Annotated in this window: 11 protein-coding genes; 6 read left to right on the top strand and 5 right to left on the bottom strand. The window is 56.2% G+C overall.

What is annotated here, in order from left to right; translation table 11 throughout:
* Positions 1–75: 75 nt before the first annotated feature.
* The 3 genes from EC9_RS14450 to EC9_RS14440 all read right to left on the bottom strand — a co-directional run bounded on the left by EC9_RS14450 (position 76) and on the right by EC9_RS14440 (position 3,135).
* Positions 76–933: a methyltransferase family protein gene (locus tag EC9_RS14450; protein WP_218934143.1), complete on the bottom strand. Its 858-nt coding sequence runs from the start codon at positions 931–933 to the stop codon at positions 76–78.
* A gap of 537 nt (positions 934–1,470) precedes the next feature.
* Complete coding sequence (locus EC9_RS14445) at positions 1,471–1,968, bottom strand: iron-sulfur cluster assembly accessory protein (RefSeq protein WP_145346325.1); 498 nt, start codon at positions 1,966–1,968, stop codon at positions 1,471–1,473.
* Between the two features lie 603 nt (positions 1,969–2,571).
* A complete protein-coding gene (locus EC9_RS14440) occupies positions 2,572–3,135 on the bottom strand; it encodes a DUF4339 domain-containing protein (RefSeq protein WP_145346323.1) in 564 nt (187 codons plus the stop codon).
* Between the two features lie 595 nt (positions 3,136–3,730).
* Here EC9_RS14440 and EC9_RS14435 point away from each other — a divergent pair.
* From EC9_RS14435 to EC9_RS14425, 3 genes are read left to right on the top strand one after another with little or no spacing between them, the layout of a single operon-like run.
* Entirely contained in the window at positions 3,731–4,642 is a 912-nt protein-coding gene (locus EC9_RS14435; RefSeq protein ID WP_145346321.1) for a sugar phosphate isomerase/epimerase family protein, read from the top strand.
* Between the two features lie 12 nt (positions 4,643–4,654).
* Complete coding sequence (locus tag EC9_RS14430) at positions 4,655–5,176, top strand: PH domain-containing protein (protein ID WP_145346319.1); 522 nt, start codon at positions 4,655–4,657, stop codon at positions 5,174–5,176.
* Positions 5,173–5,892 (top strand): PH domain-containing protein, encoded by a 720-nt coding sequence (locus EC9_RS14425; protein ID WP_145346317.1) that lies wholly within the window; start codon positions 5,173–5,175, stop codon positions 5,890–5,892. The genes EC9_RS14430 and EC9_RS14425 overlap by 4 nt, the downstream gene beginning before the upstream one ends.
* A gap of 78 nt (positions 5,893–5,970) precedes the next feature.
* On the opposite strand, the gene EC9_RS14420 is transcribed toward EC9_RS14425, so the two are convergent.
* Together EC9_RS14420 and EC9_RS14415 are read right to left on the bottom strand one after the other, a co-directional pair.
* Positions 5,971–7,338, bottom strand: a complete 1,368-nt coding sequence (locus EC9_RS14420; protein WP_145346314.1) for an SGNH/GDSL hydrolase family protein — start codon at positions 7,336–7,338, stop codon at positions 5,971–5,973.
* A 204-nt stretch (positions 7,339–7,542) separates the two neighbouring features.
* The gene (locus EC9_RS14415) at positions 7,543–8,760 is read right to left on the bottom strand and encodes a 2Fe-2S iron-sulfur cluster-binding protein (protein ID WP_218934142.1); all 1,218 of its coding nucleotides are present in this window, start codon (positions 8,758–8,760) and stop codon (positions 7,543–7,545) included.
* Between the two features lie 432 nt (positions 8,761–9,192).
* Between EC9_RS14415 and EC9_RS14410 the strand changes: the two genes are divergently transcribed.
* The 3 genes from EC9_RS14410 to nagB all read left to right on the top strand — a co-directional run bounded on the left by EC9_RS14410 (position 9,193) and on the right by nagB (position 13,380).
* Positions 9,193–10,623: a sulfatase-like hydrolase/transferase gene (locus EC9_RS14410; RefSeq protein WP_145346311.1), complete on the top strand. Its 1,431-nt coding sequence runs from the start codon at positions 9,193–9,195 to the stop codon at positions 10,621–10,623.
* 379 nt (positions 10,624–11,002) lie between these two features.
* Complete coding sequence (gene guaA / locus EC9_RS14405; protein ID WP_145346309.1) at positions 11,003–12,586, top strand: glutamine-hydrolyzing GMP synthase; 1,584 nt, start codon at positions 11,003–11,005, stop codon at positions 12,584–12,586.
* Positions 12,587–12,591: 5 nt separating this feature from the next.
* A complete protein-coding gene (nagB, locus tag EC9_RS14400; protein ID WP_145346308.1) occupies positions 12,592–13,380 on the top strand; it encodes a glucosamine-6-phosphate deaminase in 789 nt (262 codons plus the stop codon).
* Positions 13,381–13,504 lie beyond the last annotated feature (124 nt).

Here is a 13,504-nt window from a genome sequence, read left to right as displayed (position 1 = left end):
CCAACGAATACCAAACCGCCGATGTGCAGGTTACTTCAATCTGCGCGATGAAGGCGGCTTGTGCACACTGGTTTTCTAGGTGATGCGTCGGCAGAATGTCGGTATCCAGCATGAAACCCGTCGCCGATACTCCAAGTACGAGTCACCAAATCGCCAAACCATGTCCTGTTCCTCGATTGGGCGAACAACAAGGTGCCACACGAGCGCGCCGAGCAATGCGTACAGCAAGATGGGTATGGATTGAAAAACTATTGCAATTGCGATCCCCTGACCAATTCCAGCGATCGCCATCGGATTACGTACATAGTGATAAGGTCCCGTCACGACCAGTTCGTTGGTTTGATCGAGCGGAAGCGGAGTTCCAGCACCGTCGCGAACCATGACGTAGGAACTCGTCAATCCAAGTGCGCTGCAACAAGTGAATACAAGCAAACCGAGAAAGAAGCGGAATTGAAGTTTTGGCATCGAGAGAACTTCGAAGGCATCCAAAATAATGTACGGGATGACAGCCAACGCCAAAATCCATATGCAAACGATTTGAATTATAGTCTTGGCGACATTCAGAGAGAAGCTCGATGAGGCATTGCGAAACAGAGAATCGTTGAAACAAAGGAAAAGGTTGTATCCAAGTCCCAACAACATCAGTCCGGTGGGCAAGAATCCACTGTGTGTAAGAAACGTTGCGTTCGCACAATACAAGGATGCGTATCCAAATGCTCCCAGGACAATGTGCTCAAGCGAGGGGAGTTTCCGGTACGCGCGGATTGCAGAGAGGGCGCCGATTATGACAACATCGGGAGCGAAGAAAGCCCAGAATGCCGTTGGTGGAATCTCGTCAAACTGGAAGGCATCGAAAAATGTTCGATTGGTCGCAAGTCCAACCCACCAAGCGCTGATCAATGCGGATTGAAGCAGGTAAGCAGTCTCTTTCATTTGCGAACCTTCAAATCGCATAACGACGGACATAACCGGGCTGTGCGAAGTTGGTACTTTTCATGCCTGTACGGCACCTCCGCTCTGGTTTACTGCATTGTTCGACAATTCAGCGAGCGATACGCTAATACATTGCCAGACCAATCAACACAATAAGAGCGAATTAAGAATAGCACATCCGGATAAGAGTGTTCGAAGCACAACAAAAAGTTTATTCGGTCTCCATGAATCAGCCTTCCAATATCGAAGTCCTAAAACCAATGAGGTGGCGATTTGAAACGGAAACAATCAATGTGCGACACCGAGTGCGTCCCGAGGCTGCTCCTCCATACCTCCGGACGTAGAGGCCTCGATGACGTTGGCGACCATGATTGTCAGGAATGATAACCACCTTAAACTCCGCGACATATAGACACCGCTATGGTGAGCCCAGAGTGCTTTCATTCGAATACCTTCTTACGTTGCAGCACGATATCCAGCACCGAATTGCGAGAGTTGCTCTTCCGTTTCAAGCGGTCCTTGCTCCGCCACCTAGGTTTATCGAATGGTTCGCCTGGTCTGTGATGTCGAATCGTTTGGATTGTCAAAGGTGAATCCAGCCTTACCGTCCGCGTGCACGACCCAGTCGACTGTAGCGCCTTTCGCGTTTGGCCAGCTCCCGTAGTCGATTGCGATCACAAAGCCGTGCATATCGTGCCCCCAGTCTGTTTCCTCTATGGGACCGTTGTCGATTTTCAGGTCGTGAACATACCCCGTCGAATCATCATGGTTGACCAAGAGTCGAACATGGTTTGGGTAGTTCGCAGTCTCACGCCCGAGAAATTCTCGAAATTTGTCTGCCGCACGGTTTGTAACTGTCAATGTTTGGTCCACCCCTTGTACCCATGGATCGAGAATGACGGCCCGGTTCTCAGTATCATTCGATGCTAGGTAGACGTGCAGTCCGTGACTCAACACGTGGCGTTCTAAAACATGGCAACGATCGAATTCACAATAACTTATCCCTGGGTTGAGCGTTTCGAATTGAGCCTGCATTGGTTTGTGCAATTGGATTACGGCTCCCACACCGATCCGCATATAGAAACCGTTGGCTCGCGACGAATCACAAGTATCGCAGTGCAAAAACCATAACGGAGAGTCGTCGGGTAGATAGACCACTGCGTCAACTGTCCAAGACTCACAGATTGCGAGCGATACAAGTTCTCGTTTAAGACAATTCGGACAAATGATCCACGGCATAGTGTACCCATCGTTGTGAGATCGGTTGGTCTATGTTGGGCGAACGACTAAAATCACGCGGGTGCGGCCAAGTGACTCGCCATCAGGAAACGCGCGACCCGCAACTCGCGTGCATTTTTTTGTTATCCGAATTTGTGATTTACATGTTGTTATCCGGACAGTCTACGGGATCGCAAGTTGTATACCCCCCCCGGAACTAAACACTCAAACGTCTTGCAGGCACTTGAACTGTCTAGGACTTCAATTTTTTGTTGTCCGGAGCCATTGTCACCAAGGTACCGAAACATCGTGGCCGAGCCATCATTATCATTAGATGTCACGCGGTAGCATGAACCAGGAGTCATATTCATTATTAAGCCTTCCACGTCGCACTGCGTTTGCAAACAAAATGATTGGGGATTACTTGGAAATAAGATCGTCTTCTGGACGCAAATGCCGGAGATTGGATAGGTGCTCTGTCATTCGGAACATAAGCAAACAACCCTCAAAAAAGACCCGCATGCCAACGGCAAGTATGAAGAGATAGATAATCGTTACAACAGAAATGATCGCCGCCTGAAGAACGGGATAGTTCAAAAGCGCATAGCCTATCGAACCGACGCCCAAAAGAACGAGTAACAGCAAACTAGCGGCGAACAGAAATCCAATTAGACGTGGAGTTGCGAATTGTTCAAACTTGAGGTCAAGAAACCAAAGCTTTTTCGACACGTTATCTGACGCTTTTAGTGCGGTGCGAACCGCCTCCGGCGATTTTCGGCTCGGTGGTGGTGCGGACACACCGGGCCCCGACTTAGGGAACAGTCCATTAAGAGCGCTAGCGACTCTTCGGCTAGGCATTCCTTCGTTCCATACTTCTGTCTCAGGGCTGATCGTTCCGTCAGCGGCCAGTCGCTTAAGCTCTTCAGTCGCTATCGGCCCGATTTGTTCGTCGCCAACGAAGTAAAACCATTCAGTAGCTGCCATTTCGTGTTAACCTCGATAATGTTGGTGGTAGTTGAAAAACATTGTGAATGTTATAGCGAGTTCAACCTCGCAGGATTTCAATCGGATAACTATGTTTCTCACCTGAACGACCGGGTAAGAAAGAAGAATTTACTTGTTCTCACTAGTTCGCGGTGCACGATCGACCGCTAACGTTCGGATTTCACCAGGCAAGCCCTTTTGTCAACTTGCCGTTTGCGGTGGTGTCAAAGCTGACAATAGCCTGGTTAGTGTGGTGGCATGTGTCAATTCAGTTGGGGTGGGTAGGGCCTTGACACTTCCATGAGAAAGATGTCGAGATCCGACACGTGTCAGAGTGGGCCGAGAGACTCGGGCAGGCAGCGTTCGAAATCGACAGTCTCACAGCGTGGGGGAGCGATGGCGATTCCCGAAGGCTGCATTGGATGGGGAAATGAAAACATGCATTCGTCCGGAACTGACCGGTAGGGCGGTCCCGGCGAGCGGCAAAAACTTGGGAATAGGGGGGCGCAGGTGGGTATAATCTCCGCGTCGGCTGCTTTCGACGCGATGGGCGTCGGGAGCTTTCGTTGTCCCCCAACACCGTGATTGATCTCTCATGCAAGTCTCTCGACGCCACTTCTCCGCCACCTGCGCTGCCGCTGGGGCGGCTCTTGCGCTGCCTCAATTCGCGCGTGCTGCCGATCGCGATTTCCAGTTCCAGTACCTGCTCGGTTCGTGCATGTATGGCTACGCTCCGGTTGCCGAGATTCTGCCCGAAGTCGCGAAGACAGGCTCCGTTGCGTTGGACATCTGGCCCAAGGCGCACGGCGATCAACGCGAGCAGTTGGATGCGATGGGAGAAGAGGCGTTTGCGGTACTTCTGGAACAACATAAGGTTCCGCTGGGCTGTATCACGCAGTACAAGCTGGGGCCGTTTGGACTGCAGGATGAGATGCGGCTGGCACAACGCCTCGGCTGTTCCACCATCGTAACCGGCGGCAAGGGGCCCAAGGGATTGCAGGGAGGTGAACTGAAGCGCGGGGTGGCGAAGTTTGTCGAACAGATGAAACCGCATCTTGCGGTGGCGGAAGAGACGGGCGTCACGATCGCTATCGAAAACCACGGCAACAATTTGATCGAATCTCCCGATTCGCTGCGGTGGCTGATCGATCTGTGTCCCAGCGATCATCTGGGAATTGCTTTGGCACCGTATCATTTGGACCAAGACTCCGAAGCATTGGCCGAACTGATTAAGTCTCTCGGCGATCGGTTGTCGGTCTTTTATGCCTGGCAATACGGGATGGGATGCATGAAGAAGCTGCCGAAGTCACAGGAATTGCTGCAAATGCCGGGGCGAGGCGAGCTCGATTTTGGACCGCTGGTCGACGCGTTGGTCGAGACCAAGTTCAGCGGCTGGACCGAGATCTTTATGCATCCGGTGCCGCGGGGGATTCCGATTTTGGAGACGACGGCCGAAGTGACCGCTGAGATCAACCGATCGCGATCCTACCTCGAAAACCTTTTGTAAACGAGAATCGACGTGACCGAATCGCCTCCGCCGCCGCAACCCTTTGACGCGTCGAAGATCACGCGTCCAGACGATTCGCTGCTGGTCTATTACCTGTTGGTCGCGGCCTGCACCGTCGTCGGGTTTCCGTTTGTCTTTCTCCCGTTGTGGATTCGATTCAAGACACTTCGCTATCGATTCGACGACACGGGCGTCTCGATGTGTTGGGGGTACTTTTTTCGACGCGAGGTTCATCTCACGTATCGACGTTTACAAGACATCCACGTCACGCGGAACATCGTCGAACGCTGGATGGGACTTTCCAAATTGCCGCTGCAGACCGCTTCGGGAACCGCCGGGGCGACGATGCAGATCGAAGGGATCCGCGCTCCCGAACCGCTACGCGATTTCCTGTATGCCCAGATGCGAGGGGCGCGGAACGAGACGCTTGATTCCGAATCGGATGATGGCGAGGATGACGTGTTGGGCGTGTTGACCGAGATCCGCAACGAACTGCGACGGATTCGAAACGAGCCGGCGGGAGACGAGACATGACAGCTCCCGTTGCTCGATCCTCGCCGTGGATCTATCGCGGCGTTTGGAAAATTCTCGTCGATTGCTTTCGCGTTCCCGATCATCCGCCGACGCTGCCCGTTGCCGACGGCGATTTCTATCGCAGCTTCCAACCCTCGCGGGCGTTCTTGAGCTATCTGAAGTTCAATTTTTGGGTCGTCGCCGTCGTCATCGACCTCTTGATCGCTGTCGCGTTGGGCGTGGTGGCGATCGAAGCTGACAAGCTCGCGCTGGTGCTGACAGGAATCGCGATTCCGCTGTTGCTTGTCGGGCATCTGGTCGCTTACATCGCGCTCCATCTTCGCTATGACACGATGTGGTACGTGATCACCGACCGCAGCCTGCGAGCCCGGCGTGGGATCTGGGTGATCTATGAGCATACGATCACGTTTGAAAATGTGCAGAACGTCTATCTGCGACGCGGTCCGCTGCAGCATCTGTTTGGGATCTCGGAGATCGTCGTCGAAACCGCGGGTTCGTCGCAGGGGGAGGCCGAGAGTCCATTCGCCAGCGGCAACAAGCTGCTGGTTCAAGGGATCGAAGACGCAGCCGAGCTACGCGAACAGATCATGTCGCGCGTCAGTCAGTCACGCTCGGCAGGATTGGGAGACGACCGCCCCGCGTCGCCGACAAGCGGATTTTCGCCAAGGCACCTGGCGATGTTGTGCGAGATCCGCGACGAGATCAAATGTCTTTGATGTCAACGCAAACGCTGTTTCATGGCCCACCAGCACCACTGGGGCGCTTGCGATGGTCGCAGCTTTAGGCTATCGAACTCATTCGCCTGCGACTTGGCGGATCGCGATCTGATGCGTCACTGGTTGCATGGCATCGGCGATCGCATCGGCTAGCGGTTTTCGGACCGCTTCGGTTTCCTTGACGGCGGCGTCGAAGTCCTTTCGCCCTTCTGGACCGTGGAAGTTCTTCTTCACCTGCAGCGTCTCATACGCTTGCTTTTTGGCGACCGCCGCATCGACGCGGTCGAACGATTCGCTGAACGGATTCTCGGGAAACTCCCACGCCAAGTGGATCCCTTGGGCGAGTTCTTCTGCGGTGTAGGTTTGCGTCTGGTTGCCCCAGGTGATCTCCCACTTGGTGCCAGTCGCCGCGTTGACCTTCAAAAGGAAGCGGTTGAGGTCTTCGTTGAAGGGAACAAGCGTCATCCCCGATCGGATCGAATTTTCACTGTGCAGCGTTCCCCGCGCACAGAAGGGATAACGCGTGCTGGTGACCGTTGCGACGCCGTCGGCATACGAATCGATCGAGTGTCCGCCGTTGGCGGTCGCCGTGTTTTTGTCGGTATCGATCTCGATTGTTCCTAGGTCGCCGTCCAGCCCCAGCGATCGCAACATCGTCCAGGCCATGATCACTTGCCCGGCCCAACCGGGATGGATCCCATCGCTGCCGGCGACGCGATAGGGCTTCTCTTCGGTGGCGTCATGTTGAGCGGGTGCGAAGACTTGAGCCTGCAGCATTGGCCAGAAGATGTCGGCAAAGCGGACTTGTTCAGCCTGAGCCACGCCGATCGCGATGTCTCGCAAAGCGCACAGGTTCAAGTTGTGTTGTTCCAACGTTCCCGATCGGCTCTTGACCCAAGTCGCGATCTTGCCGGCACAGCCAGGCGAACCGACGACGACGCGAACGTCGTTCGCTTTAAATTTCCGCACGATCGCCGTGTAATGATCTTCGTACCATTGCCCGTTGGTGACGTCGAACGGTCGGTAGCGCGAATCGTTCATGCCGTAAGCCAACGTGGCGATCGTCGGAGAGAAGGTCAGGCAATCCTTCTCCATCCGCCGCAGAAAACCGTCGGTCTTCTCGCCGCTCCAACCGTACTGCCGCGCGGTGATCTGCAGTTCGGGAACGCAGACCGTCAGATAGGTCTCGATCAGCCGCGAGTACATCTTTTGTTCGGTGATCGAATCGCCGCAGATCGCCAAACGATCCCCTTTCCGCAACAGAAGCTCACCCGGCTGTGGCGCCCGACGAGGATTGAAGCTTGCAAACGCCGGATCGTCCGGCTTCGTCTCGTACAGGTACGGGCCGAGTTTCGGCGGCGCGGCGGGGGGACTGGCGGGCTGAGCCAACGCTTGGCTTGCGAATGTCAGACTGAAGAAGAAAACAAGCGTAAGCGAACGAAGCATGGTGGCATTCTCGGCGAAGTGTCGAATCAAAGCGTGGTAGGAACGCCTTCATCGGGAGACGCTGGTTCGAATTCTACCGATCGACGAATGCTGCGTCAGCCCAGCAGGGGCGTCCGCGGGCAGATCTGTTTTCCCAACCGATCTTCCATCGCGCGATAACGGATTCGGCCAGGTCGCCACGGACGAGGCTTCACGCGTCGAGGCTCAGGCGTCGACGATGGTCTCTTCGGATGGTCGGGCAACGCAGGGGAGGCATTCGTCTTCGGCGATCGGGCTGAACGACGGTGCCTGGTCGTACTGGACTTTTCCTTTGAGCAGCTTTTTCAGGCAGGTACCACAAGCGCCGGCGCGGCAGTCGGCGTCCATCTGCACACCCGCTTTTTCAGCCGCGTCCAACAGGTTGCCGTCGGCGGCGTTAAACGACAGCTTCTTGCCGCTTTTGCGAAATTCGACCGGAATCGGCTGGCTCGCCTCTCCTTCGACAACTGCCGCCTGCGGCTTGGGGCCGCCAAACGATTCAAAGCTGACCGAATCTTCGGGGACGCCCCACTGGATCAACGCATCGCTTAGCGACGTCATGAATTCGGGCGGTCCACAAAGGTAGTAGCTGCCGACAGGTTGGCTGACGACGCGCGAGATGATCTCGATGCTCAACCGGCCCTTCAAGTCAAAGTGATCGCCCGGCTGCGGCCGACTTTGCAAGACCACCAGTGTGAAATAGGGAGTTTTGCGTTCGAGTTCCCGCAGTTCATCGACCATCGGACAATGGGCACCGTCTCGAGCCGACAGGAAGACGATCACCGATCGGCCTGGCTGCATCTTGGTGACATATTTGGCCATGCTGGCCATCGGCGTGATGCCGACTCCCGCGGCGATGCCGACGACGAGGTCGGTCCGTTGGATATCGAGAACAAATCGTCCGCCGGGAGCTCGCGCTTGCACGGTGTCGCCGACGGAGATCGTGTCGTGCAACCACGCGCTGACCTGGCCGCCGTCGATTCGTTTGACCGTGATCTGCAAATGGGTCGGTGAAGGGGCATCGGAAAGCGAATAGCAACGGGCGGCGACGGGCGCGGCGCCAGGTTCGTCGACGCGGCCAACCATCAAAAATTGTCCCGGAACAAACGAAGGCATTGGGGTGCCATCGGGATCGGCAAAGACGAAGGTCTTGCAATCGGCGGAAACCATTTCGGTGTGAACGACACGCAGGCTTCGCCATCCGGTCCATGCGGGGGAAAAGGGACGGGAACGGTCGGCGGCGACGACCTGATCGGCCAATTGCGAATCGGCGCGCGAGCACCAATCGCGCCAGTGGGCGCGCAAGCGTTGGTGGGCCGTCGCGGTTCCGGTCGCAAGGCCTATCAATTGGGCAATTACCGCCAGGATCGTAATGATCCCGATAATCATCAGCATGGAATCCATGAAAGTTTCCCAGGGGGAGCGTTTGTTTGGGGCATGCGTCCGACGTCGGTTCCAACCGATAGTTTTCGCGCTGACGCGGCAAATCGCCGGACAATGTCTTCTGGGGTGGGGGGCTTCGCGGGGAGCTTGATCATAATTTGTCGCCGCTGCGATCCGCGAACTCCCCATTGGGACTTCCTGAAAATCTAGGTTACGCGGCGGGGCGACGCTGAAAATATTCGGCGCAATCGCTGCGGCCGGTCGGCGGCGGTCGGATTATTGCCGGTTGGATCTGCCACGCGGCGGGGAGAGTGCCGATTTAGGAGCCCTTGAGGCGTTCCGGCTTGGTATACTGCGTCGGTTCTGTTTGGGTGGGATGGCGTATGCTGTGCGACCCAATAGCGAGTTGAATTGTGTAACGATTCCAGATTTCCAGAGAGGTTGTTGTTTGTAATGCGTCTTCCATCCACGCTCGCCACCCTGTTGGTTTTGTTCGCCGCCGTCCCATCGACCGCTCAGGAATCGGGGGAACGTCCCAACATCCTGTTTCTGTTTTCGGACGACCAGTGTTATGAGACCGTTGGGGCGTTGGGGAACGATGAAATCGAGACTCCCGCGTTGGACCAGTTGGCTGCCCGCGGGACAACATTTACTCATTGTTTCAATATGGGGTCGTGGAGCGGTGCCGTTTGCGTCGCTAGTCGGACGATGCTCAACAGCGGTCGCTATGTGTGGAGTGCGAACGCGATCTATGACAAGAGCGAACAGGAGCGGAAGGCCGGGCGTTGGTGGAGCGAATATCTCAAGCGGGCCGGATACAAGACCTACATGACAGGCAAATGGCACGTGCGGGCCGACGCAAACAAGGCGTTCGACGACGCTCGTCACGTCCGCGGCGGAATGCCACAACAAACACCGACCGGTTATGGACGACCGCTAGCCGACGGGAGCGACCCGTGGTCGCCATCGGATCCGAAGTTTGGTGGGTATTGGAAAGGGGGGAAACATTGGAGCGAAGTGGTCGGCGACGACGCGATCGATTTCATCGACGATGCCGCTGGCCAGGAGAAGCCCTTTTTTATGTACGTCGCTTTCAACGCGCCGCACGATCCGCGGCAGAGCCCGCAAGAATACGTCGACCGTTACCCCATCGATCGGATTTCGATTCCGAAGAACTTCCTGCCGCTGTATCCTCATAAGGATGCGATTGGCCTGGGGCCCTCGTTGCGCGACGAAGCGTTGGGGATCTTTCCGCGGACCGAACATTGCGTGAAAGTGCAACGCCAGGAATATTATTCGATCATCACGCACATGGACGCCCAGATCGGTCGGATCTTGGATCGTTTGAAAGCTGCGGGAATGGCCGACAACACCTGGATTTTCTTCACGTCGGACCACGGGTTGGCATGCGGTCACCACGGATTGATGGGGAAGCAGAACATGTACGACCACAGCGTGCGTGTCCCCTTTATGGTCGTGGCTCCAGACGTCGATGCGGGGCGACGAATCGACGCTCCGATTTATCTGCAGGATGTGATGCCGACGACCTTGCAATTGGCGGGCGTCAAGAAGCCCGATCACGTCGATTTTCAGAGCGTCTTGCCGTTGTTGGCTGGACAGGGGGAGCGACGCGAATCGATCTATGGCGCCTATCTCGACCTGCAGCGCAGTCTGCGGACCGACCGGTATAAACTGATCCTTTATCCGCGGGCCAACGTGGTGCGGTTGTACGATTTACATCGGGACCCCGACGAGATGAACGACCTTGCCGGCGATCCCGCTTCGGAAACGATCATCAAGCGGATGTTTGCCGAACTCCGCCGCCAGCAGGCCGAACTGGGGGATTCTTTGGATCTCAGCGAGCCGTTTGCGGATTGGATGTAGGACCTGCGGGCGACATCATTTGGCGGTCCTTAGGGCGATCGGGGATCGCGTTGCCCACGGGGTAGGATGGGCCCGATCGATGCCACGAAAAACATGGGAAGCGGTGGCGGTCAGGCGCACTGGAGCGGCTGGGCTGGGGGAATTGAACCGGCCGACTGGAGCGGATTGGCGAAGGTGAAAAGCGGATTTGCGACCGTGGCTCTAGCGCACCCCTGTGGCCTTCTGAACAGCTTGGCTTATACTGCCGGATTGTTTTTGAATCCCATTCTTAAGACTTTAGCCGACCGAACGTCCGTCGGGAGTTTGTCGGTAGAGTTGGGCGATGCCAGCGGCGATCGGGTCGCAGCAGAGCGATCGCCGAGACAGTGAGCCAGTCGATATGAGCACTCCTGCAAGCGAAGTTATCACGGACAGTTCGGCGCTGATGGACGAGCGCGTCTTGGTCCTCGACTTTGGTTCGCAATACGCACAGCTGATCGCCCGCCGTGTCCGCGAACAAAACGTTTATTGCCAGATCGTTCGTCACGATATCACCGCCGAACGGATCGCCGAATACGCGCCGCGCGGGATCATCTTGTCGGGCGGCCCGTCGAGCGTCTACGAAGATGGGGCCCCGCGATGCGACCCCAAGTTGTTTGAACTCGGTATTCCCGTGCTCGGTATTTGTTACGGAATGCAGCTTGCCTGCGACGCGTTGGGCGGCAGCGTTCAACACACGCCAAGTCGCGAGTATGGGCGGGCTCATTGCGAAGTCACCGACGCATCGGATCTGTTCGATGGCTTGCCGACCAACATGCAAGTTTGGATGAGCCATGGCGATCAAGTCTCTTCGGTGGGAGAGATGTTTCATGCTCAAGCACGCACCGAGACATGTCCCTTTGCCGCTGTCAAACACGCCAGTTTGCCGGTCTACGGACTGCAGTTTCACCCCGAAGTGACGCACACTCCCGAGGGAAAACAATTGCTGCGGAACTTTGTGCTGCGAGTTTGCGGTTGCACGGGGAAGTGGCAGTTGAGCGATTTTGCTGAAGAGACGATCGGCCAGATTCGCGAGATCGTTGGCGATCGACGCGTGATCTGCGGTCTTTCGGGCGGCGTCGATTCGTCGGTCGTGGCGGCGTTGCTGTACAAAGCGATCGGTCCTCAATTGGCCTGCATTCTCGTCGATAATGGTCTGTTGCGAAAAGCGGAACAGGCGGACGTTGTCAAAGCGTTCACCGAGCATTTCAAAGCCGATCTGCACGTCGTCGATGCTGGCCCGCAATTCATGCAGGCGTTGGAAGGGATCAGCGAACCGCAGGAGAAGCGACGGCGGATCGGATATCAATTTATCGAGGCTTTCAAGTCGGAAGCGTCGAAGATCGAATCGGCGCACTTTCTGGCACAAGGGACACTCTATCCCGACGTGATCGAAAGCGGTGCCGCTCAGGATGGCCCGGCGGCAACGATCAAACTGCACCACAACGTGGGCGGTTTGCCCGATGAACTGGGCTTTGAATTGATCGAACCGCTTCGCGATTTGTTCAAGGACGAAGTCCGCCGGTTGGGGCTGGAACTTGGTTTGCCCGAAGATCTTGTCTGGCGGCATCCTTTCCCCGGTCCCGGTTTGGCCGTTCGTTGTCTCGGAGAGATTACCGCCGAGAAATTGGATGTGTTGCGCGAAGCCGACGCGATCGTTGTCGAAGAAGTCAAAGCGGCGGGACTGTATCGCCAGACGAGTCAAACGTTTGCTGTACTGTTGCCCGTTCAAAGCGTGGGCGTGATGGGCGACGCGCGAACTTATGATAATTGTGTCGCGGTTCGGTCGGTCGATACCGACGACTTCATGACGGCCGATTGGTCGCGTTTGCCGTACGATCTGCTGGCCAAGATCAGTACGCGTATCATCAACGAGGTCAAAGGGGTCAACCGTGTCTGTTACGACATCAGTAGCAAACCCCCAGCAACGATTGAGTGGGAGTAGAGAACTTGCGTATCATCATTGAGAGCGATGCTGCGGCAGCGGCAAACCGCTGTGCAGCATTGATTATCGACCAGATCCAGAAGAAGCCCGATTCGGTTTTGGGGTTGGCAACCGGGGGAACACCGGTCGCTTGCTACCAAGTGCTGATCGAGATGTACCAGGAGAAATTGGTAAGTTTCGCCGCTTGCAAGTCGTTCAATTTGGATGAATATGTCGGCTTGGCGGGAGATCATCCGCAGAGCTACCGGCACTTCATGCAAACGAATTTGTTCGATCATATCGATATCGATCCGGCCGCAACCCATGTCCCCAACGGCTTGGCCAAGGACTATGAAGCGTATGGCGAAGTTTACGAGCAACAGATCGCCGATGCGGGAGGGATCGATCTGCAGTTGTTGGGGATTGGCACCGACGGCCACATCGCGTTCAACGAACCGGGCTCTTCGTTGGGCAGCCGCACGCGGTTGAAGACGTTGATGCCGGAGACGGTCCAGGACAACGCACGGTTCTTCGAATCGATCGACGAAGTGCCACGATTGGCGGTCACGATGGGAGTCGGGACGATTCTCGAATCGCGGCAGTGCCTGTTGATGGCGACCGGTTCGCACAAGGCCGACGCGATCGCCGCTGCGATCGAAGGTCCGGTCACCTGTCAGAATACCGCTTCGGCCTTGCAATTGCATCGCGACGCGATCTACGTTCTCGACGAAGCGGCGGCCAGTGGGCTGAAACGCCAAGCATATTACCGCAGCAGCGAAGAGATGCACCGCAAGATCGTCGAACAGGGACTTTAGAACGCGCGGTGGCATCGTGCGAAAGTTGCCAACCGATGCAATGGGGCCTATTTTGGGGCGGTGGGTGGCGCTTGCGGCCGACCGATCGCTAGACCACTGAACACACCTGCGAACAAAGAAACTC

The sequence above is a fragment of the Rosistilla ulvae genome, from assembly GCF_007741475.1.
Lineage (GTDB): Bacteria > Planctomycetota > Planctomycetia > Pirellulales > Pirellulaceae > Rosistilla > Rosistilla ulvae.
Note: the sequence above shows the minus strand (reverse complement) of the source record. Positions and strands in the feature narration are given on the sequence as shown.